The organism is Bacillus sp. TH22, from assembly GCF_016651015.1.
In the GTDB taxonomy this organism is placed as follows: Bacteria; Bacillota; Bacilli; order Bacillales; family Bacillaceae_G; genus Bacillus_A; species Bacillus_A mycoides.
On sequence record NZ_JAEKER010000001.1, the window covers coordinates 3,697,807 to 3,721,605 of the forward strand.

General features: G+C 35.7%; 22 protein-coding genes. 15 read left to right on the forward strand and 7 right to left on the reverse strand.

Annotated elements, in window-relative coordinates:
• Positions 1-91 precede the first annotated feature (91 nt).
• The 10 genes from JFU18_RS18800 (at position 92) to JFU18_RS30380 (ending at position 9,546) form a co-directional block, all read left to right on the forward strand.
• The gene (locus tag JFU18_RS18800; RefSeq protein WP_085312668.1) at positions 92-790 is read left to right on the forward strand and encodes a response regulator transcription factor; all 699 of its coding nucleotides are present in this window, start codon (positions 92-94) and stop codon (positions 788-790) included.
• Positions 783-1,889 carry a HAMP domain-containing sensor histidine kinase gene (locus tag JFU18_RS18805; protein WP_201034433.1) on the forward strand — a complete coding sequence of 369 codons (1,107 nt, stop codon included), beginning with the start codon at positions 783-785 and terminating at the stop codon, positions 1,887-1,889. The genes JFU18_RS18800 and JFU18_RS18805 overlap by 8 nt, the downstream gene beginning before the upstream one ends.
• An 82-nt stretch (positions 1,890-1,971) precedes the next feature.
• On the forward strand, positions 1,972-2,832 hold the full coding sequence (locus JFU18_RS18810; RefSeq protein ID WP_201034432.1) for a M15 family metallopeptidase: 861 nt from the start codon (positions 1,972-1,974) through the stop codon (positions 2,830-2,832).
• A gap of 276 nt (positions 2,833-3,108) precedes the next feature.
• Positions 3,109-4,209 carry an amidohydrolase/deacetylase family metallohydrolase gene (locus tag JFU18_RS18815; protein WP_201034431.1) on the forward strand — a complete coding sequence of 367 codons (1,101 nt, stop codon included), beginning with the start codon at positions 3,109-3,111 and terminating at the stop codon, positions 4,207-4,209.
• Positions 4,187-5,290 carry a DgaE family pyridoxal phosphate-dependent ammonia lyase gene (locus JFU18_RS18820; protein WP_201034430.1) on the forward strand — a complete coding sequence of 368 codons (1,104 nt, stop codon included), beginning with the start codon at positions 4,187-4,189 and terminating at the stop codon, positions 5,288-5,290. The genes JFU18_RS18815 and JFU18_RS18820 overlap by 23 nt, the downstream gene beginning before the upstream one ends.
• A 1-nt stretch (position 5,291) precedes the next feature.
• A complete protein-coding gene (gene dagF, locus JFU18_RS18825) occupies positions 5,292-6,047 on the forward strand; it encodes a 2-dehydro-3-deoxy-phosphogluconate aldolase (protein WP_201034429.1) in 756 nt (251 codons plus the stop codon).
• Complete coding sequence (locus JFU18_RS18830) at positions 6,040-7,056, forward strand: sugar kinase (protein ID WP_201031989.1); 1,017 nt, start codon at positions 6,040-6,042, stop codon at positions 7,054-7,056. The genes dagF and JFU18_RS18830 overlap by 8 nt, the downstream gene beginning before the upstream one ends.
• Complete coding sequence (locus JFU18_RS18835; RefSeq protein ID WP_002015828.1) at positions 7,056-7,781, forward strand: GntR family transcriptional regulator; 726 nt, start codon at positions 7,056-7,058, stop codon at positions 7,779-7,781. Before JFU18_RS18830 ends, JFU18_RS18835 begins: the two co-directional genes overlap by 1 nt.
• A gap of 65 nt (positions 7,782-7,846) precedes the next feature.
• Positions 7,847-9,172, forward strand: coding sequence for a gluconate permease GntP (gene gntP, locus JFU18_RS18840; protein WP_201034428.1), 1,326 nt, complete (start codon positions 7,847-7,849; stop codon positions 9,170-9,172).
• A gap of 179 nt (positions 9,173-9,351) precedes the next feature.
• On the forward strand, positions 9,352-9,546 hold the full coding sequence (locus JFU18_RS30380; RefSeq protein ID WP_061674573.1) for a YjcZ family sporulation protein: 195 nt from the start codon (positions 9,352-9,354) through the stop codon (positions 9,544-9,546).
• 54 nt (positions 9,547-9,600) lie between these two features.
• Here the strand turns inward: JFU18_RS30380 and JFU18_RS18850 are convergent, their stop codons facing one another.
• The 6 genes from JFU18_RS18850 to JFU18_RS18875 form a co-directional block, all read right to left on the reverse strand.
• A complete protein-coding gene (locus JFU18_RS18850; RefSeq protein ID WP_201034427.1) occupies positions 9,601-11,574 on the reverse strand; it encodes an FtsX-like permease family protein in 1,974 nt (657 codons plus the stop codon).
• The gene (locus JFU18_RS18855; RefSeq protein ID WP_085312659.1) at positions 11,571-12,323 is read right to left on the reverse strand and encodes an ABC transporter ATP-binding protein; all 753 of its coding nucleotides are present in this window, start codon (positions 12,321-12,323) and stop codon (positions 11,571-11,573) included. The genes JFU18_RS18850 and JFU18_RS18855 overlap by 4 nt, the downstream gene beginning before the upstream one ends.
• Positions 12,324-12,342: 19 nt before the next feature.
• On the reverse strand, positions 12,343-14,301 hold the full coding sequence (locus tag JFU18_RS18860; RefSeq protein ID WP_201034426.1) for an FtsX-like permease family protein: 1,959 nt from the start codon (positions 14,299-14,301) through the stop codon (positions 12,343-12,345).
• Positions 14,302-14,386: 85 nt separating this feature from the next.
• Complete coding sequence (locus JFU18_RS18865) at positions 14,387-16,357, reverse strand: FtsX-like permease family protein (protein ID WP_201050332.1); 1,971 nt, start codon at positions 16,355-16,357, stop codon at positions 14,387-14,389.
• Between the two features lie 94 nt (positions 16,358-16,451).
• Positions 16,452-17,474: a sensor histidine kinase gene (locus JFU18_RS18870; protein ID WP_002015836.1), complete on the reverse strand. Its 1,023-nt coding sequence runs from the start codon at positions 17,472-17,474 to the stop codon at positions 16,452-16,454.
• Positions 17,475-17,476: 2 nt separating this feature from the next.
• Positions 17,477-18,172: a response regulator transcription factor gene (locus JFU18_RS18875; RefSeq protein ID WP_002089212.1), complete on the reverse strand. Its 696-nt coding sequence runs from the start codon at positions 18,170-18,172 to the stop codon at positions 17,477-17,479.
• A gap of 415 nt (positions 18,173-18,587) precedes the next feature.
• On the opposite strand from JFU18_RS18875, the gene JFU18_RS18880 reads away from it, so the two are divergent.
• From JFU18_RS18880 to JFU18_RS18900, 5 genes are all read left to right on the forward strand, one after another.
• Entirely contained in the window at positions 18,588-18,860 is a 273-nt protein-coding gene (locus JFU18_RS18880) for an autorepressor SdpR family transcription factor (protein WP_001070536.1), read from the forward strand.
• Positions 18,857-19,495: an SdpI family protein gene (locus tag JFU18_RS18885; RefSeq protein ID WP_078421880.1), complete on the forward strand. Its 639-nt coding sequence runs from the start codon at positions 18,857-18,859 to the stop codon at positions 19,493-19,495. The genes JFU18_RS18880 and JFU18_RS18885 overlap by 4 nt, the downstream gene beginning before the upstream one ends.
• A gap of 24 nt (positions 19,496-19,519) precedes the next feature.
• Entirely contained in the window at positions 19,520-20,158 is a 639-nt protein-coding gene (locus JFU18_RS18890) for an SdpI family protein (protein ID WP_016092519.1), read from the forward strand.
• Positions 20,159-20,318: 160 nt separating this feature from the next.
• Positions 20,319-21,035: an ABC transporter ATP-binding protein gene (locus tag JFU18_RS18895; protein WP_002067760.1), complete on the forward strand. Its 717-nt coding sequence runs from the start codon at positions 20,319-20,321 to the stop codon at positions 21,033-21,035.
• Positions 21,025-22,599, forward strand: a complete 1,575-nt coding sequence (locus JFU18_RS18900) for a putative ABC transporter permease subunit (RefSeq protein ID WP_201034425.1) — start codon at positions 21,025-21,027, stop codon at positions 22,597-22,599. The genes JFU18_RS18895 and JFU18_RS18900 overlap by 11 nt, the downstream gene beginning before the upstream one ends.
• A gap of 190 nt (positions 22,600-22,789) precedes the next feature.
• Here the strand turns inward: JFU18_RS18900 and JFU18_RS18905 are convergent, their stop codons facing one another.
• A complete protein-coding gene (locus JFU18_RS18905) occupies positions 22,790-23,662 on the reverse strand; it encodes an AraC family transcriptional regulator (protein ID WP_201034424.1) in 873 nt (290 codons plus the stop codon).
• Positions 23,663-23,799: the final 137 nt, after the last annotated feature.

Here is a 23,799-nt window from a genome sequence, read left to right on the forward strand (position 1 = left end):
ACTCTTACGGGTAGCCTTTTCTTATTGTACAAATTGGATAGACTAGTTTAAAATCGAGCGTATGAAAACAGAATAAAGTAGGGGGAGTAAAATGAAGCACATTTCAATTTTAATAGCTGATGATGAGGCAGAAATTGCTGATTTAATTGAGATACATTTAGAAAAAGAGGGGTACCACGTCGTTAAAGCAGCTGATGGAGAAGAAGCCATGCATATTATTCAAACTCAGCTAATTGACTTAGTGGTTTTAGATATTATGATGCCGAAAATGGATGGATATGAGGTGACACGCCAGATTCGTGCGAAACATCATATGCCAATCATTTTCTTAAGTGCGAAAACATCTGATTTTGATAAAGTGACAGGTCTTGTGCTAGGTGCGGATGATTATATGACGAAGCCTTTCACACCGATTGAATTAGTTGCGCGTGTAAATGCACAATTACGTCGATTTCTTACGTTAAATCAGCCGAAAGTAGCGGAGAATAAATCTGCTTTAGAAATAGGCGGAGTCGCTATTGATCCTGAGCGAAGAACAGTAAATGTGTACGGAGAGCCAATTGAATTAACACCAAAAGAATTTGATATTTTATATGTATTAGCGAGTCATCCGAAGAAAGTGTACAGTGTGGAAAATATTTTTCAGCAAGTATGGGCTGAAGGGTATTACGAAAGTGGAAATACAGTTATGGTACATATTCGTACACTGCGGAAAAAACTTGGGGAAGATAAAAGAAAGAATAAGTTAATAAAAACGGTATGGGGAGTAGGGTATACTTTCAATGGCTAAAAAAATGAGAAGCTTTCGCTCAAAGATGGTTATGCTATTTGCGTTAAGCATGATATTAGCTGGTGGCGTAACGTATTTAATTTATAAAGGATTACGGATCTATTATAAATTAGTAGTTCGTTATGAGGATCCTTTAGCCCAATTTCGTTCAATGGTAAGACAAATTGGGGATATTAATTTCTTTTTAATTATCTTCATCCCTCTATCCATTATGTTTTTCTTCTTCCTTACAAGGCCTTATTTAAAGTATTTTGATGAGATTTCAAACGGGATTCATCATTTGGCGAACGGTGATTTTACAAATCAAGTTCGTGTTTCATCAAATGATGAGTTTGGATATATCGCCCGCGAAATGAATGTAGCGAGTGAGAAATTAAAAGAAGCGGTTGAACGAGGAGACTTTGCGGAAAGTAGTAAGGATCAGTTAATTGTTAACTTAGCTCATGATTTAAGAACGCCGTTAACATCTGTTTTAGGTTATTTAGATTTAATTCTTAAAGATGAGAATTTGACGAAAGAACAAATTAAGCATTTTTCCACAATTGCTTTTACGAAATCTGAAAGGCTTGAAAGCTTACTTGATGAATTATTTGAAATAACGAGAATGAATTATGGCATGTTGCAGCTGGAAAAAAGACCAATTGATATAAGTGAACTACTTATACAGTTAGAGGAAGAATTGTATCCATCATTAGAAAAAAAGGATTTAGAAGCGAGATTGAATATGGATTCGAATTTACCTATTAACGGTGACGGAAAATTGTTAGCTCGAGTATTTGAAAATCTTTTAACGAATGCGATTCGCTATGGATACGATGGAAAGTTTGTTGATGTGAACGGATATATTGATCGGGAAGAGGTAGTTGTACAAATTATTAATTACGGAGATAGCATTCCAGAAGAAGATTTACCGTATCTTTTTGATATGTTTTATACAGGTGATAAAGCAAGATCAGAGCAGCAGGGTGGAACAGGTCTTGGATTATTTATCGCGAAAAATATTATCGAACAGCATGATGGGACAATCTCTGCTGAAAGTAATGTAATTAGAACGATATTTGAAGTGAGATTACCAAAAGAAGAGAGCAAAGCAATTTAATAAAAATTTAAACTTTACCCCACTTTTTATTTTAATAGTTTTTTCTATTCTATACGTAAGTCACGTTAAGGGGGAACTAGAAATGAAAAAGTGGGTATTTATTTCTCTTTTTATAGTATGTACAGCATGTGTAGGCTTTTATATATCACCAGTATTTCAAAAGGAGATCGATGTTAAAATTGCAGAAAAAGATTACAAAGTAAAAGCCGCGAACACTGAAAAGATAGAGGTTACAGAGGAACAAATTTATAAAGGTGATCTATTATTAGTTAATAAAGATTATCCGGTTAAAAAAGATAGTGTTAGGTCCGATATTATAAATGTAAATCACAATAGTGAATTAGTAAGAGGCTATGTAATATTTGATAGAAATCTTCGCTTATCAGAGGGTGTTGTAAAAAAGTTTTTGAACGTTGTCGATGCAGCTGGGAAAGATGGAGTACAGCATTTCTTAATGAGTAGCGGTTACCGAGATTTTCAAGAACAAAGTAAATTATATAAAGAAATGGGATCTGATTATGCACTTCCAGCAGGATATAGTGAACATAATTTAGGATTATCACTCGACGTTGGGTCTACTCAAAAGAAAATGGAGAAAGCGCCTGAAGGAAAATGGATTGAAGATAATGTATGGAAGCACGGATTTGTTTTACGTTATCCGAAAAATAAAAGCGATATTACAGGCATTCAATATGAGCCGTGGCATATACGTTATGTTGGCTTACCACATAGTGCGATTATGCAAAAAGAGAAAATTACATTAGAGGAATATTTAGACTTCCTCAAAGAGAAAAAAGAAATTTCAACTGATGTTGAAGGTAAGAAATATACGGTTTCGTATTATAAAGTTTCGGGTAATATGAAAGTGAATGTTCCAGCGAATAAGCAGTATGAAATTTCGGGGAACAATATGGACGGGGTTATTGTGACGGTTCAGGAATAGAGAAAAAGGCTGGTCCGTTTTGGGTCAGTCTTTTGGCATATAAGAAATAGATTGCCGTTTTTTGTCGGTAGATCGATATTCCTTGTCGAATCATTGATATAATTTCCTGTACTATCAACATTTTGTGGATTGTTTTTTTATTTACTATTAAACATTATAACGTTATATTTACTTCTTCCTTTTTTTGTGTTACGCTAAACGTGTGAAAGAGATATAAAATGAAATTTTAATGTAAGCGTATTCTTATGGCTTCTTATAGAAAAGGGTGGAAATACAATGACAGAACGATTCGTGCTACGTAATGTGAAGCGTGTGAACGGGGAAGAGATTGACATTGTAGTTGAAAATAATAAAATCGCACAGGTGACGAAAGCTGGTGCTGGCGAGGGTGGAAAGGTTCTTGATTACTCAGGTACTTACGTATCGAGTGGATGGATTGATTTGCACGTTCATGCTTTTCCAGAGTTTGATCCGTATGGCGATGAGGTAGATGAAATTGGCGTTAAGCAAGGGGTAACGACAATTGTTGATGCGGGAAGCTGCGGAGCTGATCGTATCGCAGATTTAGTACAAAGTAGAGAACAGGCAAAAACGAATTTATTTGCCTTTTTAAATATTTCTCGCATCGGTTTGAAACGAATTGATGAATTATCCAATATGGAATGGATAGATAAAGAGAAAGTAATAGATGCAGTAGAAAAGTATAAAGATGTAATCGTTGGATTAAAAGCGAGAATGAGTAAAAGTGTCGTTTGTGATAGCGGAATTGAACCGCTGCACGTAGCGCGCTCTTTATCTCGTGAAACATCATTGTCGATTATGGTACATATCGGTTCAGCGCCTCCACGTATAGAGGAAGTTGTACCTCTTTTAGAAAAAGGTGATGTCATTACACATTACTTAAACGGGAAAGAAAATAATTTATTTGATGAAGAAGGCAAACCGATATCTGTGTTATTAGATGCAGTGAAACGCGGTGTGCATTTAGATGTTGGTCACGGTAATGCTAGTTTTTCTTTTAAAGTAGCAGAGGCGGCGAAGCGTCACGATATTGCTTTTAATACAATTAGTACAGATATTTACCGGAAGAATCGTATACACGGTCCAGTTTACAGTATGGCTAACGTTCTTTCGAAATTCCTTTACTTAGGTTATCCGCTAGAAGAAGTAATTGATGCGGTTACGAAAAATGCAGCAGAGTGGCTTAAGAAACCAGAGCTTGGCCGCATTCAAGAAGGGGATATTGCAAACTTAACTTTGTTTACGGTTAAAGATGAGCCGATTACGTTAATTGATTCAGAAGGGGATCAGCGCATTGCTGAAAGAAGAATTGATACGAAAGGGGTTGTAATCAATGGGTCATTCATTGAATGCTAAGTACGGATTAAAAAGAGTTATTAATGCGAGCGGTAGAATGAGTATTTTAGGTGTATCCGCTCCGACAAATACAGTGATGGATGCGATGAAACATGGTGGACAAAATTATGTGGAAATTGCCGATTTAGTAGATAAAGCGGGAGACCATATTGCGAGAATTTTAGATTCAGAGGCAGCGGTCGTTGTGAACTCAGCATCAAGCGGAATTGCGCTTTCTATCGCTGGTATCGTTACAGAGGGAAATCGCCGTAAAAGTGAACGACTTCATCAAGAAGTAATCCTGAAAAACGAAGTGATTATGTTAAAAGGTCATAACGTTCAATACGGTGCTCCTGTTGAAACGATGATTTATTTAGGCGGAGGTAAGCTCGTTGAAGTAGGTTACGCAAATGAAGGGAAAGCGGAGCATATTGAAGATGCAATTGGCGAAAATACAGCAGCGATTCTATATGTGAAATCCCATCATGCAGTACAAAAAAATATGATTTCTGTTGAAGAAGCATGGGAAGTTGCGCAGCGAAATAACGTACCACTTATCGTCGATGCGGCAGCTGAAGAAGATATTCAAAAGTATGTGAAGTATTCAGACCTTGCAATTTATAGCGGTTCAAAGGCAATTGAAGGACCTACTTCTGGTATTGTCGGCGGTAAACGAAAATATATTGAATGGCTAAAAGTACAATTACATTGCATCGGAAGAAGTATGAAAGTTGGGAAAGAAACGACTTTCGGCTTACTTCAAGCGCTTGATGAGTACGGAGTGAAAGAAGATAAGAGTGAGCAAGAAAAAGAGTTGTTACAAGTACTTATGCCGCTGAAAGAGTTAAACGGTGTAAATGTAACAATCGTTCAAGATGAAGCTGGAAGAGCAATTTTTAGAGCGCGTATTCATATTAACGAGAACGAATTAAATAAAACTGCAAAAGGTGTTGTGACCGCGTTACGCGAAGGGGAAATCGCAATTTACACACGTGATTACGGAGTAAGACAAGGGTTCTTTGATATTGATCCACGTCCACTTCAAGGCGATGACATACATGTGATTGAAGAAAAAGTGAGAGAAATTGTAGGGGGAAACTAAGATGACAAACATTCAAAAACGTTTTTATAAAGGCCGCGTAGCATTAAATGTATTAGCGAACAATATCCGAAATGCGAAAGACATTTTTGAAGCAGCAGAAGGTTATGTAGTAGTCGGTGTGTTATCAAAAGATTATCCAACATTAGAAGAAGCAGTAACTGCGATGAAAGCATACGGAAAAGAAATTGATGACGCTGTATCAATCGGACTAGGAGCAGGAGATAATCGTCAAGCGGCAGTTGTGGCTGAAATTGCGAAACATTATCCAGGTAGTCATATTAACCAAGTGTTCCCTTCAGTTGGAGCAACGCGCGCAAATCTTGGCGGAAAAGATAGCTGGATTAATAGTTTAGTATCACCTACAGGAAAAGTAGGGTACGTAAATATTTCTACTGGTCCAATTAGTGCAGCTGGAGAAGAGAAAGCAATCGTTCCAATTAAAACAGCTATTGCACTTGTACGTGATATGGGCGGGAATTCATTGAAATACTTCCCAATGAAAGGTTTAGCGCATGAAGAAGAATATCGCGCAGTTGCGAAAGCTTGTGCGGAAGAAGGATTTGCATTAGAGCCAACGGGCGGAATTGATAAAGAAAACTTTGAAACAATTGTACGTATTGCATTAGAAGCAAACGTAGAGCAAGTTATCCCGCACGTGTACTCTTCTATTATTGATAAAGAAACTGGCAATACGAAAACAGAAGATGTTCGTGAATTACTAGCGGTCGTGAAGAAGTTAGTTGATCAATATGCGTAAGAAAATTGCAGCATTCGGTGAAGTAATGATGCGCCTGCAAGTGCCAGGATATGAATTGCTATCGCAAGCAAACACATTAAATTACTCATTTTCAGGTACAGGTGTGAACGTTGCAGCAGCACTTTCTCATCTAGGGCATGAAGGTTTTCTTATTTCAACTTTACCGGAAAACTCTGTTGGGGATGCTGCGGTATCACATATTCAAAAGTTAGGCATTCAGGCACCGTTTGTTTCAAGAGGCGGTAAATATGTTGGTATGTACTTTTTAGAAAATGGATTTGGAGCACGCGCAAGCCGCGTTACATATTCGAACCGATTAGAAAGTAGTTTCAATACGGCATGTGAAGAGATGTACCAATTTGAAGAAATTGCAAAAGAAATTGATATCGTTCATTTTTGCGGGATTACCCTTGCGATGAATAATACTGTGCGCCATCATATGAAATCTTTGGCGAAGGCAGTTAAAGAAAATGGAGGCACTGTCGTTTTCGATTGCAACTATCGTCCATCGCTTTGGGGAGAAGATGGGTATGAACAGGCGAAACCTCATTATGAAGAAATGCTAGGCCTTGCCGATATTGTAATGATGAATGAAAAAGATGCGATGTTTGTTCTCGGAATGAAAACGGAAGAGACGGAGCGAGAAGCACAGCTTGTTGATCTTATTCCAAAAGTCGCTGAAATATATAATATCGCTACAATTGCTGGGACACATCGTTCTATTAATAGCGATAATACACACTCACTTCGCGGATTCATATGTAAAGATGGGACGTTCACTTTTGCCAAAACACTTACGTTTTCTGTATATGATAGAATAGGTGCTGGAGATGCTTATACGAGCGGAATTATTCATGGCGAGATAGAAGAGTTTGCACCAGAGAAAGCTGTTTCATTTGCGTCAGCAGCTGGAATGCTTGCACATACAATCGTCGGTGATACGCCAATGTCATCAGAGAAAGATATACTTCGGGCAATGATGGCATCAGTAGGTGATGTAGAAAGGTAGTGGGTGTAACGGTGAACGTAACGAGAAAAAGAGGTCCATTATATTTACAAATTAAAAATATTATTCGTGATCGAATATTACATGGTGTTTATGCCATTCATACAAATATTCCTTCTGAACCACAATTAGAAGAAGAGTTCAAAGTGAGTAAAATTACAGTGCGAAACGCAATTAAAGAACTCGTTCAAGAAGGATATTTAGAAAAGAAAAGCGGTAAAGGAACGAAAGTCATTCGAAATACTTCTGCGACAAAGCTTTCAAAGGGAAAGAAATTTACAGAAGTGTTAGTGGAAGAAGGCTATAAAGTACAAAAGAAATTGCTAAAGGCAGAAGTGGTTCATAATGAAGAAGGAACAGTACCATTTCGTTTGTTTGGTAAAGAGAGTTTTCGTATTGAGCGTCTATATGCTTTAAATGATACTCCGTACATTCATTATACGCACTATTTCTCAGCACAAATGGCAAGTACAGACTTAGCGGACTTTGACTTACAATCGCTTTATGATCTAGTCGAGGACCGTGGTATACATTTAGAAAACTTCAGAGATGAATTCGCTGTTGGATTTGCGCCTAATTTTGTTGCAGAAGCGTTAGGAGAAAAAGAGGGAACAGCGTTATTAAAACGTATGCGCTATTCTTACGATGAAGTTGGCGAAGTAATTGAATATAGTGAAGGCTACTACAATACGGAAATGCAGCATTACGTTGTAAATTATGATGTGTAAAAAATGAAGAGGGACCAATTCCCTCTTTTTTTGTAAAAAAATTTCATATCGAAGGGGAATGGGATATGGATATATACTTATTAATCGTCACGTTAATTGCGATCGCAATTGTTATTTTAGGGGTATCATGGTGGAAATGGCATGCGTTTATTAGTTTAACAGTTGCTAGTCTATTTTTAGCTATTATGTCTGGGTTGAACTTGACCAAAATTGTTACTGCCTATGAAACTGGTGTTGGTAGTGTACTAGGGCATTTAGTTGGTATTTTGGCTCTCGGAACAATTTTAGGGAAAATGATGTCCGATTCAGGGGCTGGCATGCAAGTAGCAGATTTCTTCATTCGATTCTTCGGGGTGAAAAAATTACCTTGGGCAATGTTATTCGCCGGATTTGTTATAGGTATTCCAGTGTTTTTTGAAGTGGGAATCGTCATTTTATTACCACTTGTTATTTCAATTCGGAAAACAACGAAACAAAATATATTGTTAATTGCGTTACCTGTTATTGCTGGATTATCGATTGTACATGGGCTAGTGCCGCCGCATCCAGGTGCGATGACAGCAATCGGTATTTATAATGCGAATTTAGGAAAGGTACTATTGTATTCATTAATTATCGCGTTACCAACAGCAATTATCGCAGGACCGGTATTTGCAAAGTGGGTACATAAGAGGGTTATACCTGAAAATGAACCGGAGCTTGTTCGAGTTACGACAGTATCAACTGATTTACCGAGTCGTAAAGTTTCATTTTTTATTATTTTACTGCCAGTAGTTTTAATGATTTTATCAGTAGTCGAACCATATATTTCATTACCGAAAAAAATAACTGAATTTTTAGTATTTGTGGGAAGTCCGGTAATCGCTTTACTTATTTCATGTTTCGCAGCGTTTTATTTGCTAGGTATAAAACAAGGAATTAATAAAAAGATGATTAAAAAATTAACAGATGAAAGTTTACTACCTGTCGGTTCCATTATTTTAATAATTGGTGCAGGCGGTGGATTTAAACAAATATTAATTGAAAGCGGCGTTGGAACAGCCATCGCTCAAATGGCAGAACATATTTCATTATCACCAATCGTCTTAGCGTTCATGGTAGCGGGATTAATCCGAATTGCAACAGGTTCAGCTACTGTAGCATTAACGACAGCAGCTGGAATTGTTTCACCGGTTATTCAGCACATGTCTGGTGTAAATTTAGAATTACTCGTTATTGCAACCGGTGCAGGTTCATTAATGTTTTCTCACGTAAATGATGCAGGATTCTGGCTTGTAAAAGAGTATTTAGGTTTGACAGTAAAAGAAACGTTTAAAACGTGGACGGTGCTGGAGACATTGTTATCATTTATTGCATTCGGCTTTGCGCTTTTACTTAATATGTTTGTTTAGAAGAAGGGGGTGCCTATTTAAAGGTATCCTCTTTTTGTGTTGGGGCTCTTTTCATGAAACAAGCCCGTTTTTAGGAGTGCCAAGCTTCCTATTTGCCCTGAAAACATAATATAAATGGAATCCCCTCATTTAGAGCAAGACGATCTTGTTATGAATGATACTAAAGGAGGAATAGAGTAATGAGCGAAAAGTGTGAACACAGACATGATGATTGCGACCGCAGACGTGGGTGCGGAGGCGGTTTTGCGCTTCTAATCGTATTGTTTATTTTATTAATTATCATCGGTGCTAGCTGCTTCGGCGGAGGCGGCGGTGGTTGTGGTTACGGCGGTTATGGTGGCTATGGCGGCGGCTATGGTGGATATTGCTGCTAATTATTTAAAAACTATTGAAAATAGCCTTGTGCAATATGCACAAGGCTATTTTATTCATAGTTTTATATGCTGTGATAATTTATTAATGTACAGAGAGCGGATTAAGAAAAAGAAAATAATCTCGATAATCCCGAAAAAGGTGAGTACAATCAGTAACTCTTTTAGTAATGAGAAAGAAAACATGCTTTGTAAAAACTTAACCGCAAATAACGTGTGAACACCAGCAACGATGTAAGGAACGAAAAATAAAATTCCTAATTGAATCGTTGCGGAGCGAAACATTTCTGATTCAGTTAAGCCCAGTTTTGTAATCGTAATGTACTTTTGTTTTTCATTCGTTAAGTCGTTATACATACGGAAGTATAAAACGCTAGCCGCACCGATAAAGAAGATAAAGCCAAGAAATGCCCAAATAAAGAATTGAGCAATTGAATTTCCTTTACTGTAGTTTAGCTCATCAGTAGCTGTATGAATGTAAAAAGGAGTTTGAGCATTTTCTTCTTTATGTTTTTCAAAAAAATCACTTGCATCATTACTAATTGTACGTAAAATATTTTTCGTCGGAACAATCGCATTTTCCCAGTTCTCCACGAAATAATTATAAACTATGGTCGTTTCAATATGAGGAATCATATTATCAAATACATAATCTTGTATAACAATTAAATAGGGGAATGCGAAGGATGGTTCAATCCCTTTATTAATAAACCCTTTAATATGAAATTCTTTTTTATTAGATCCGAGTGTAATTGTGTCTTGTTTTGCAAATGGATTTGAGACAAGGTTTAAAAGCTCTGGCGAATGACGAGAAATAATATAAACTTGTGTAGAATCAAGAGTGATTTCCAGTCTCTTCAATTGTTTAGCAATTGCATTATAATCACTCATCTTCATAAGCATAATGTCTTCTTTTGAAGCTGTATCTTTTAATACTGTAAGCTTATATTTTCTGTACTGAAAATTACTATTTGTAAGCTCAGTTTCAATTGTAGTAATATGCTTTTGTTCAAGGGAATTGTCACCTTCTGATGTATAAGTGAAGGGGATAGGATATCGCTCTAGTACTGATGCCTTCGTATTGTTATTAGCGGCAAATAACCCGATAATAATCGTAAATGCAAGCGCAGATAGCATAGAAACGATAAAGAGTACATTAATATTACTACGGGTACGGGCAACTAAGTCTGAAATCCATAACATGTTTATTTGTTTCAAATAAAACTTTCTACGCTTCTTTAAAATATAAATAAAAAGAAGAAATGTTTGTGAAAAGAAAAAATATGTTCCGACTACTACGAGTGGCAAAATAGATAATATAATAAAGAAGACAGATCCGTTTTGCACATTTTTTTCGGTTACATAGCCTTGTGGATAACCAGCAATATAATAACATAACCCTAAACAAGTTAAAGCAAATATCGAAATAAGTATAGACGGCCTTTTTTCGGCTGTCACTTTCTTGTTCCCTTTAATAAGATGGACTGTTTTACGAGTCCGAATAAACATAGGTGTAAATGTAGAAACGATTAAAAATAAAATGATAAACGTTACGGTTGTAACGATGATTGCTTCTGCTGGCCAATATAAATAGAGGCCTTTCGCACTTGTTAATTTCGAAGTGACTAATAAGAAGAAATTAGAAAACACAAGGCCACCTTGAATGCCGATAAAGATAGATAATATCCCGATTATCATGTTTTCGGTAAATAAAAGTCTTTTTAATTGTCTCTGTGAGATACCAAGAATAGTGAGTATCCCAAATTGCTGCTTTCGTACATTTAAAAATGTTCCGACTGAATATAAGAGAAAGAAGAACGAGAACAAAACGATAATAAACTGTGCAGTACTAGCTAAGTTCATGAGAGGATCCCGTTCTTGAAATTTTTGTAAATTTTGCAAGCGTGGATGATACGCATATACAGTAAATGAAAAGAAAACCATTATAGAAAAAGCACTACTTACAAAATAAGCAAAATATGCTTTAGAATTACGTGAGACATTTTTAAATGCAAATTGCCAAAACGTCATCCACGTCTTCCTCCTAATAATGCTAAAACATCTAATATTTCTTGATAAAATTTCTCGCGATATAGTCCGCGGTGTAATTCATTGTAAAGCCCACCATCTTTAATGAAAATAACGCGGTTACAATAACTTGCTGCAAACGGATCATGAGTAACCATTAAAATTGTTGCATCTTCTTCTTTGTTTAACTTCGTAAATAACTCCATTACGTCAATCGCTGACTTAGAATCCAAGTTTCCTGTCGGTTCATCAGCGAGTAAAAGAGACGGATGATGAATAACAGCGCGTGCTACTGCGGTACGCTGTGCTTGTCCTCCAGAAACTTCAAAAATACGCTTGTCCAAAATATGATCAATTCCAAGTTTCTTTGAAATGTTATCGAGTTTTTCGTCCATCTCTTTTAAAGGAACATTATCTAACGTTAAAGGCAGTACGATATTTTCACCGATTGTTAGTGTATCTAATAGGTTAAAGTTTTGGAAAACAAACCCTAACTCTTGGCGGCGGAAAATAGCTAGTTTCTCTCTACGAAATGTGTGCGGTTTTTTTCCATTAATCACGACATCACCAGAAGTAGGGGAGTCAATTGTAGAGATAACGTTTAAAAATGTAGATTTACCGCTACCAGATGGTCCCATGATAGCAACAAATTCTCCTTTATCTACATGTAAATTTATATTTTTTAAAGCAGTATGAGGGACCTTTCCTTCATACACTTTTGAGACGTTTTTTATGTGTAATACTTCTTCCATAATAATCACCTTTCTATTTTTAAAACTTAATATGTTGTGATAATTTTTGCATATAAAAGGAACGAATTAAAAGGAAAAAGATAATTTCAACCGTTCCAAAGATTACAAGTACAACTGTAATCTCAGCGAATAATGATAGATGTAATATTTCTTGTAACATCTTTGTCGCAAACATCGTATGGATCGATGCCATAATGTAAGGAACAAAGAAAAGAATCGCAAGTTGAATTGTAGCGGATTGCTTCATTTCGACTTCTGTTAAACCGATTTTTGTAATCGTTATATACTTTTCTTGCTCATTTGTTAAATCTGTATACATACGGAAGTAAAGAACACTGCCAGCTCCGATAAAGAAAATAACACCTAGGAAAGTACCAATTAAGAAAAACGAAGCAACATTTAATTTTGTTTTGTATAGAGAATCGCTTGCTTCACTTGCATGAAACGGTGGATGTTCTGCCTGAATAGCTGCATTGTCATTATCAATTTTTGTTATAAATGCTGAACCGATATTATGTGCCTTTTCCCAATCTGGAACTTTGAAGCTATATACACTCATCTGTTTTGAAGCGGTTGATAAGGCTTCTACATTTTCATCAGATAATACGAGAAGTTGTGATATTAAGCTATTCGGGAAAGGGTTATAACTTTTATATTCTTTCACTTGTAGCTGTAAAGAGTTTTGAGTAAGTGTCAGAGTATTTCTCTTTTCTTGATCAAAAACTGTTCCAATGAATTGATCATCTATGTCTTTAATAAGGATATAAGACTCATTATTACTTACGGTGAGCGTTTCCCAATTTAATGCTTTAGCAAGTATATTATATTCACTTTGTTTAATTGCATAATAGAGCTGCGCGTTATCTTCTGCCGAAGACACTTCATATATATCCGTTTTAAATTTCTTATAAGCAAACTGCTCTTCGTTAAATTTTTGTTCTAACCAATTTAAATGTTCATCAGCTAACGTATTTTCAGTATGTGATAAATAAGTAAACGGGAAAGGATTTTGCCTTATTTCATCAAACTTTGTGAATTTCCCAAACCCATATAAGAATGTAATCATTGTGAAAGCGAGCGTTGATAACATCGTCACGATAAAGAGCATGTTAATATTTGTCCGAATCCGAGTTGCTAAATCAGAAACCCAAAGCATATTAATACGTTTCATATAAAATTTTCTTCTCGTCTTTAATATGCGAATGAGTAAGAAGCTAATTTGTGAGAAGAAAAAATATGTCCCAGCTGCAGCAAGTGATGGGATGACAAATATACAGGAGGCAGCGTACAAAAGCCCAGCGATATCTCCTAATGACATAAAATATAGTGGGTTTGCTGCTAAAACATATCCAGATATTAAACATATCGCACCAAAGAGAGAGATGAGTACAGATGCTTTTCTTTCTTTTTGTTTTGTTCCTTCTTTTAAAAGACGTACAGCTTTTCTCGTACGGATTAGCATCGGTGTAAAAGATGATACGAGAATGAAGAGTCCAAGAAAGATAATTATAGTTAAAACGATAGCAGCTGTAGGCCACCAATATAAATATAAACCAGGTACATGCGTAATTTTGGCGGTAACTAATAAAAAGAACTGTGAAAAGACAAGGCCAAATTGAATGCCGAAAAATATGGATAGGCCACCAATTAGCATGTTTTCTAGAAATACGAGCCTCTTTAATTGCTTTGGAGATATGCCAAGTACTGTTAAAATCCCGAACTGTTTTTTTCGTACTTTTAAGAAAGTACCGATTGAATATAGTAAAAAGAAAAATGAAAAGAATACAATGACAACTTCTGAGATTGTCATTAATATGTTCAGAGCAGCATTCACGCCTGTCATATGCAATTTAGGATGAAATAAATAAACTGCAAACGAGAAGAAAATTGCAATGGAAAACGCACTACTTACAAAATAGGCGAAATAAGCTCTGGCGTTCCGCGTCACGTTTTTAAATGCAAACTGCCAAAATGTCATGCGCCTAAACCTCCTAATAGAGTTAATGTGAAAGGAGTATGAGGGGGTCCGCATACTCTTTTCATAAAGCTCACCTTTTGCTTATTTAAAACTTAATATGTTGCGATAATTTTTGCATATAAAGTGAACGAATTAATAGGAAAAAGATAATCTCAACTGTTCCAAAAATCACAAGTACAACCGTAATTTCAGCGAACAATGATAAGTTAATAATATCTTGCAACATCTTTGTCGCAAACATCGTATGAATAGAAGCCATAATGTATGGAACGAAAAATAAGATTCCAAGTTGAATGGTCGCTGAACGCTTCATTTCTGATTCTGTTAAGCCAATCTTCGTAATCGTTACATATTTTTCTTGCTCGTTTGTTAAATCTGTATACATACGGAAGTACAGTACACTACCAGCTCCAATAAAGAAAATGATCCCAAGGAATGTACCAATGAGGAAGTAGGAAGCACTTCCAGATTTGATTTTGTATAGGGCATTACTCGTTTCGAAAACACGGACGAGCATTTCTTCATGTTCAAAACTCGTACGGTCTTTATTCACTCGTTTTACAAACTCATCAGCAATAGCATACGTATTCTCCCAGTTCTCCACGTTGTAGTTATAGGCTGTTACACGCTTTGTATAATTTGATGAATTATTAATGACAGAATCAGCTAATACTAACGTTTCGTACGCAAAATTAGCCGGAAGTGCATTATCTGCCTCAAACCCTTTTACTTGTAATTTATAATTGTTATTAGCGAGTGTAATATGTGTGCTGTTGTAATTTTGATCAAATGCACTAAACAACGGGACATATGCCGCACCAGACAATACATATGTTTCATTATCATTTATAAATAGTTTTTTCAATTGTAATGACGTAGCGAGTTTATTATAGTCACTTTGTTTTATGGCATACGTGTCATTATAAGTTTCCGTACCATTTCTAGATTTTACAGGTGTAGTATATAAATTTAATTTGATTTTTTTATAAGAAAAATTCCCGTCTCGTAATTGTTTTTCTAGCCAATTTAAGTGCTGGGAAGTAAATGGATTCGCCTCATATGAGAAATAAGAAAATGCAAATGGTGAATTTCGTGCAACATCAAGTTTCATAAATTTCCCGAATCCATATAGAAATGTAATCATCGTAAAAGCAATTGTAGATAGCATTGCTACAATGAAAAGCATATTAATATTTGATCGAATACGGCTAGCTAAGTCTGAAATCCAAAGCATATTAATACGTTTCATATAAAATTTTCGTCTCTTTTTCAAAATATGAATGAGTAAGAAACTAATTTGTGAAAAGAAGAAATACGTTCCAATTGAAACGAGTGCCGGAATAACAAAAATACTAGAGAACATGTAAATCATCCCTATTTGCGGGCTTAATGATACGAAGTATACTGGTTTACTAGCTAACGCGTAGCCACCTAATAAACATAAAGCGCCAAATAGAGAAATGAGTATGGATGGCTTTCGTTCTTTTTGTTTCCCACCATTTGCTTTTAAAAGATGCACAGTTTTTTTTGTTCGAATGAGCATTGGTGTAAAAGCAGATACAATGATAAAAAGGCTAAGAAAAACAATTGTCGTTAAAATGAAAGCATTTGTAGGCCCGTATAAATAAATTCCTGGGACGTGCGTAATTTTCGCTGTTACTAATAAGAAAAATTGCGAAAAGACAAACCCAAACTGTATGCCAAAAAAGATAGATAAAATCCCAATTAACATGTTTTCCATAAAAACGAGACGATGTAATTGTTTTCTCGATATTCCTAAAACGATCAAAACTCCGAATTGTTTTTTTCGAACTTTTAAAAAAGTACCGATGGAATATAGTAAAAAGAAGAAAGAAAAGAATACAATTACAACTTCTGAAAATATCATTAATCCAGAAACTTCAGAGATCATATTGAAGTTTTGTAATTTCGGATGGAATAAATAAACGGCAAACGAAAAGAAAACAGCAATGGAAAAAGCACTGCTTACAAAGTAGGCAAAATAGGCTCTTGAGTTGCGCGTTACATTTTTAAATGCAAATTGCCAAAATGTCATAATATGAACCTCCCGCTAGAAGGCCAATATGTAGTTTTATTGCAAAAAATGTATGAGAGTGAGTTCTCATACATTTTGCTAGCATATATTACGATCATGCTTCGGTCACCTTCTCCGTATTTTCTGCTTGATTATTTGCAGCGTTGTGGAAGATGATTTTAATCGTCGTTCCTTTACCAACTTCAGAGTCTAGTTTCACAGAGTGACCTAAATAATCACAAATTTTACTTACAATATAAAGCCCCATACCAGTAGATTCTCCGAATGCACGACCGTTTTTTCCAGTGTAAAAAGGTTCAAATACTCTTCGAATATCTTCTTGCGGAATACCAACGCCTTCGTCACGAACTTCCAAAATAATATCTTTACCATTGCGATAAGCTGATAAGAAAACTTTCTTTCCGCGCTCACCAGAGTAGCGAACTGCATTTGTCATTAACTGATAAATGATGAACTTTAGCCACTTCGCATCAGAAGCAACCTTTAAATCTGAATGAACTTCTAAAACGGGGAAGACTCCGTTTCGAATGAATAATTCTTTCAATCCGTTAATATTTTTTGTCACAGCATCTTTTAATGAAATCGTCTCAACATGGAAGTCTTCATGGAAGTTATTTAGCCTTGCCATATATAAAGCCATATCGAGTCCTTGATTTAATCGTTCTAATTCTTTTTTGAATTTCGGGATTAAATGTTCATCTTCCATTTCAAGCACCATAAGCTGCATAACAGAAACAGGCGTTTTCATTTGATGCACCCAATGGTTAATAAATAATTGGTGTTCTTGCTGTTTTACTTCGAATGTTTGTAGGTCTTTTTGGAATAGACGATATTGCGTACGAACGAGCTCGTTTACACCGTGTGGCATAGGAGCAGTCGCTCTTTCAATAAACGCATCTTCCAGTTTCTCTGGTGGTTCACTTAATCTGTGATACATTCTACGGTTACGAACGTAACGATAAGCGAGGAAACAGATGAATAAATATAAACTTAAAACGATGAAGTAAAACTTATTATTTTGAAATCCGTCTACTGCATCATAAAGAACGAAAATGATTCCGAAGTTTAATACATATAGTAGGAAAAATGCAAAATGATCACGTAAAAATAGTTTCATGCTTATTCACTCCAAGTTGCGTTAAAACGATACCCAAGTCCACGTACTGTTTCAATAGCATTTTCAATACCAAGCTCATTGAACTTTTTACGAAGACGCGTGATGTTTACGTTTAATGTATTTTCCTCAACGAAGCTTTCGTCGTCCCAAAGAGCGGCTAGTAAATCTTCACGACTCGCTGTACGCGGGAATTTAGATAATAACATTTCTGCTAAAATTGCCTCTTTCTTCGTTAAAAGAACTTGCTCAGCGCCAAAATGAATTTCGGGACGCTCAGGGAATAGTTTTAGTCCTTCAACTTCAACGATACGTTCAGAAATATTTGGTGCATAATCACCGTAAATACGGCGTAATTGACCTTTGATTTTCGCCATTACAACGTCATAGTGGAACGGTTTTGTAATGTAATCATCCGCACCGCTTTCAATCGCCATAATTTGCTCCATTTCACCTGCGCGTGCCGAAATGAAAATAATTGGACAAGTAGATTCATGGCGAATTTGACGGCACCAGTAGAATCCATCGAATTTCGGTAAGTTTACATCAAGTAAAACAAGATGTGGTTTCACAGCGTTAAACGATTCCATAATATCATCGAAGTTCTCCGCAACAACAGCATCATAGCCATATTTTTGAATGTGAGATTGTAGTAATGTTGAAATATTTGGATCGTCTTCAACGATTAAAATTTTATACATATGTATATTCCTCCTAAAAAAACAATTGTAGCTATAGTGTATCATGTGTTTCAAGTCTTTTCATTATGTTGAAATGGGAGCTATATAAATATAAAAATTTAAAAGACGACATAGAACTTGTCTTTTTAGGGGAGAGAGAGGATCTAGCCATGCATAGAAGCGGTCAGAGCCTTTTTCTGCCCCGTACGAAGTAAAAACAAAGAAATCAAATGAATAGGCTTTCCTTTTTTGTTATACGTAGCATAGTTGTGGCGTATTTATATGATGAAAGATTAAACAGGATTTATATAGTAAACAGTATGGGTCAAAAGTGGAAAAAGTAAAAAGGGCCTTATATATAATTGACAATTGACTGAAATCATTTTAACATTTAGATAAATATCTAAATGTCTAATTAGTGAAAGGAAGAAAGACATTGAATCAAGCATTCAAAGCATTAGCAGACCCAACAAGGCGAAAAATTTTAGATTTATTAAAAGAAGGCGATTTAACAGCTGGGGAAATTGCTGAACAGTTCAACATGACAAAGCCAAGTATTTCTCATCATTTAAATGCACTTAAAAATGCTGAACTTATTCAAGATGAAAAGAAAGGGCAATTCGTTGTGTATTCTTTGAACACAACTGTATTTCAAGATTTATTGACCTGGGTGTTTACGTTTACGAATAAGGGGGAAGAGGGGAAATGAAGAAGCATATATTTCCGTTATTATTAATTGCTTTAACGATTATTGCATGGTGCATCGCGTGGCCTTATTTACCGGGAGAAGTTCCAAGTCATTGGAATATTAATGGTGAGGTAGATGGACATATGTCAAAAATGGGAATGCTGATTTTTGATGTAGCAATTATGGTTTTCATATATGCACTAGTTACTGTATTGCCTAAGATAGATCCGAAGTACGACAACTACAAAAGATTTCCTAAAGCACTTGGAATGATAAATGGAGCAATTTTATTTTTCTTATTTACTATTAATATGATGACACTAGCAAATGCTTTAGGGTATAACATTCCAATTGGAATCGTTGTGAACATAATGGTCGGTATCCTTTTCATCGTACTCGGCAATTATATGCAGCAATGTAAACCAAATTTCTTCATAGGTATTAAGACGCCATGGACGTTAAGTAGTGAAAATGTATGGAGAAAAACGCATAGGATAGGATCAAAGATCATGATGATTGGCGGTATTGTAATCATATTTTCCTCGTTTCTACCGGGAATGTGGAAGATGATTTGTTTGTTAAGTGTTGTTGTTGTACTGGTTGTTGGTACGATGGTGTATTCCTATGTTGCTTATAAGAAAGAGATAGGAGCTTAATAGAAAATTTATGGGGGAGAGAGGATGAAAAGACACGTATTACCATGGAGTTTAATTATTGCAATTGCAATTGGCTGGTACATTGTATGGCCTTATTTACCGAAACAAATTCCACGTCATTATAATGCTGCAGGAATGGTAGATGGATATTTTTCTAAAGTAGAAGCGAGTTCAGTTTCAATAGGTAGTATGGTGTTGCTGTATTTGATATGGCTAGCTATGGGGTATATTGATGTAACGAAAGATAAGTATAAACAGCATGCTAAAGTCCTTTCTGCAATCCATTATGCCATTCTTTTGATAGGGTTCGGCTGTAACATATTTGCGCTATTAGCAGCGTCTAATTATATTGCTTCAGGCTCAATCGCCTTTAATTTCGGACTTGGAACGTTGTTTCTTGTACTAGGTAATCACATGCAACAAACGAAGCCAAATGGTTTAGTAGGCATTCGAATGGACTGGACATTAGAAAATCCTGTAGTTTGGAGAAAAACACACAGATTTGCTTCGAAGGTATTTGTAATAGGTGCACTTTGTATATATGCGGGAGCGTTACTTCCAGATCCATTTAATATCTTTGTGGGGATTGGAATAATATTAGTATGCATCTTCATATCAACGATAAAGTCATATGTTATTTATAAAAAAGAAATGCAATTGTAAGTAATAAGCGATTGAACTACACTAATCAAATTATATATTTATAGTTTCTATGTGTTAAGAGATTTAAATACTCAGTGGGGATAATGAAAAAGCTCGCTGAGTAAATTTTTTGTTTTTAGGTCTGAAAATTCAGTTTAAAAGATAGTTTGGGGGAAATCACATGTTAGAAATTATAAATTTTAGTAAGACATACAAAGGTGGAAAAAAGGCAGTAGATCAGTTAAATATTACTGTTCAAGCAGGAGATATCTTTGGATTTATTGGACATAACGGTGCGGGGAAAAGTACAACGATTAAGTCATTAGTAGGAGTTATAGATTTTGAAGAGGGCGAAATTTTTGTTGATGGCCATTCAGTAAAAAAGGATCCGATTGCATGTAAAAGAGTAATGGCGTATATTCCTGATAATCCAGATTTATATGAGCAATTAACAGGAATTCAATATTTGAACTTTGTTGCTGACGTGTTTAAAGTGTCTGCGAAGGATCGGGAAGAACAGATACAGAAGTATGGGGATGCCTTTGAGATTACACCTTACTTAGGAGACTTAATTTCTTCTTATTCACACGGTATGAAACAAAAAGTAGCGATTATATCGGCGGTTTTACATAAACCGAAATTATTAGTTTTAGATGAACCTTTCGTTGGTCTTGATCCAAAGGCTGCGGTAGTATTGAAAGGGATTATGAAAGAGCTTTGTGAAAAGGGAAGTGCGATTTTCTTTTCTACGCATGTTTTAGATGTGGCGGAGAAGCTATGTAATAAAATAGCGATGATTAATAGAGGGAAATTAGCACTTTCAGGGGAAGTGAATTCTTTAATAAAGGAAGGTTCATTGGAAGAGCTCTTTATGAAGGAGCTTGCTAATGAATATTAGTAGTCTAGATCTTTTAAAAATCCGCTTGATAACACAGCTTGGTTTAAATACTTTTAAATACGAAAAAGATAAAAAGAAGAAGCAGAATAAGATTTTGTTGTCAGTGTCTATTGCCTTGGTGGGTGTCATGTTAATGCTATATTGTGGTGCCTCAGCATATGGGTTGGTGAAACTAGGAATAAGTGAAATTATCCCAGTTTATGCATTAGTTATTAGCAGTGTATTGACGTTGTTTTTCACTATATTTAAGGCAAACGGAGAGATTTTTGCTTTTAAGGACTACGACCTTTTAATGTCATTACCGATTCGTGTAAGTACTGTTATTACAAGTAGGTTTTTGTATTTATATTTGCTGAATACGATCTTTTCAATCATAATCATGCTACCAATGGGAGTTGTTTATGGCATACATGAGAAGCCATCAGTTTCTTTTTACTTTATGTGGTTCATCAGTATGTTTATAGCATCTTTAATTCCAACAACAATCGCAGCGGTCTTTGGAGCTGCGATTACGGCAATCGCTTCTAAATTTAAAAATACGAATAAAATAACTACGATTTTAAGTTTCATAGTAATTATTACATTCGGTTTCTTTATGCTAGAAAACGGAAATGCTCAATATAGCCTTAATGATATGAACGGGATTGGTGCAATTGTTTCGGAGCAATTAACTAAAGTGTATCCACTAGCTAACATGTTTCAAAAAGCAATTGTTCATGCTGATATTGTAGCTTTCATCCTATTCGTTGGGATATCAGTTATTTGGTATTATCTTTTTGTAAAAATACTTTCGTTAAAATATAAGCAAATAAATACAGAGATTACCACTTATCATATGCTTTCAAATTATGAGATTCATGGCATGAGAAAAGAAAGTGTATTGGTCGCATTGTATAAAAAAGAGCTGAAACGTTTCTTCTCTTCTACAGTTTATGTCATAAATAGTGGAATGGGAGTCGTGATGGCGATAGCTTTCTCGCTAGCTATAGTTGTAGTAGGACCAAGTCAATTAATAGCGTACCCTGGAATTGAGACCCTGTTGCAAAAGGTTGCGCCATTTGCTATTGCAGCAGCGATTTCGATGACGTGTACAACATGTGTGTCATTGTCATTAGAAGGAAAAAATGTATGGATTATTAAGTCGTTACCTATTACGCCAAAGATGATTTATGACAGTAAAGTACTTATGAATCTTTCATTAAGTATACCTGCATCACTTATCAGTTCCGTATTACTGATAATAGGGTTAAAACTAGATGTTTGGAGTTCTCTTTTCATCGTAATAACACCGATAACATATTCATTATTTTCGGCAGTATGGGGGATTTTTATTAACAATCGATTTGGGTATTATGATTGGGTATCAGAAACGCAAGTAGTAAAACAAAGCATAGGATCGTTTGTCGGTATGTTTGGTGGCTTAATTATGGCTGTTATACCTGCTTTGTTAATCGGTACTGAGGCTATCTCGAACTACAGGGTATTTACTTTTGGAGTTATTATAGTGCTTGCGATTATTACTATTTTCTTGTATAAGAACGAGTCGAGAAGAAGTATAAAGTGAAACTTTAATCAGTGGGGGTTTTGTTCATCCCCACTGATTATTAGCCCGATTCCCACCTAACTTCTTTGCTCCACCTGAATTTTGAGGTGGGGGTTTTACTGCCCACAAATAGCGGGATAAAATAAGAAGCTGCTTTTCCTTTAAAGAGGAAGAGCAGCTTCTTTATTTTGAAAAAGTTTAGACCCGTATATTACTTTTTCAAAATAGGTACCCATATCTCACTTCTGAAATTCGGCGATGATACGTCTTTACTTTCATTCCACAGTATTTCTGGTCCTTTCGCTAGCTCATAGTTCGAAGAGGGGAACCATTCTGAATAAATACGCCCCCATACATTTTGTAATGCATCAGGGAATGGACCGACAGCTTCAAATATAGCCCATGTTGAAGCTGCAACCTCAAGTTGCTTGAATTGCTCTGGACAATCTTTCGTTGTGGCTACTCCAATATAGTGATCGAGTTCGCCTTTTTCCTCCATTCTTCCTTCAGAAAAATTTGTAGAAGCACTAATGATTCCATTTGGTTCCACATTTGAAAGCATCTTTAATGTTTGAATGGACTGTGGGTTTAAACTTTTCCACATAGAAGCAATTTCTTCATTTACACCATTGAAAACGATTGGCACTCGTTTTGTAATACCTATAATTCGAAATGAGTCTTTTTCTTCAATTCGATAGTTCATTTCAGTTCCTCCTTGAATGGATAATTGGAAGGTCATTGGTGAATAAGCTTTCAAAGAACGAATTGTACTTCGAGCTTCTGAAGGCGTTATTCCGTGCAAGTTTTGAAATGCACGTGTAAATGAATCTGGTGAGTTGTATCCATATTTTATAGCGACATCAATGACTTTTGCATTGCTGTTTTTTAGTTCAAAAGCAGCAAGAGTAAGACGTCTACAGCGAATATATTCTGATAGTGATATGCCAGCTAAAAAAGAAAACATTCTTTTGAAATGATATTCGGAGCAAAAAGCTATTTTTGCTATTTCTTTAAAATCAATTTCGTGTGTAAGGTTGTCTTCAATATACTGCATTGCCGCATTCATATTTTTAAGTGAATCCATACTATGACCTCCTTCGTATATAGAATAGCAAGAATGAAATAGCTCCATCCGACATTTCGTGCACAACTTTGTAGGTCCATTTTTAACCTTACAAAAATGTAATGTTCCTGTAAGGAGAATGAATGGATGGCATGATA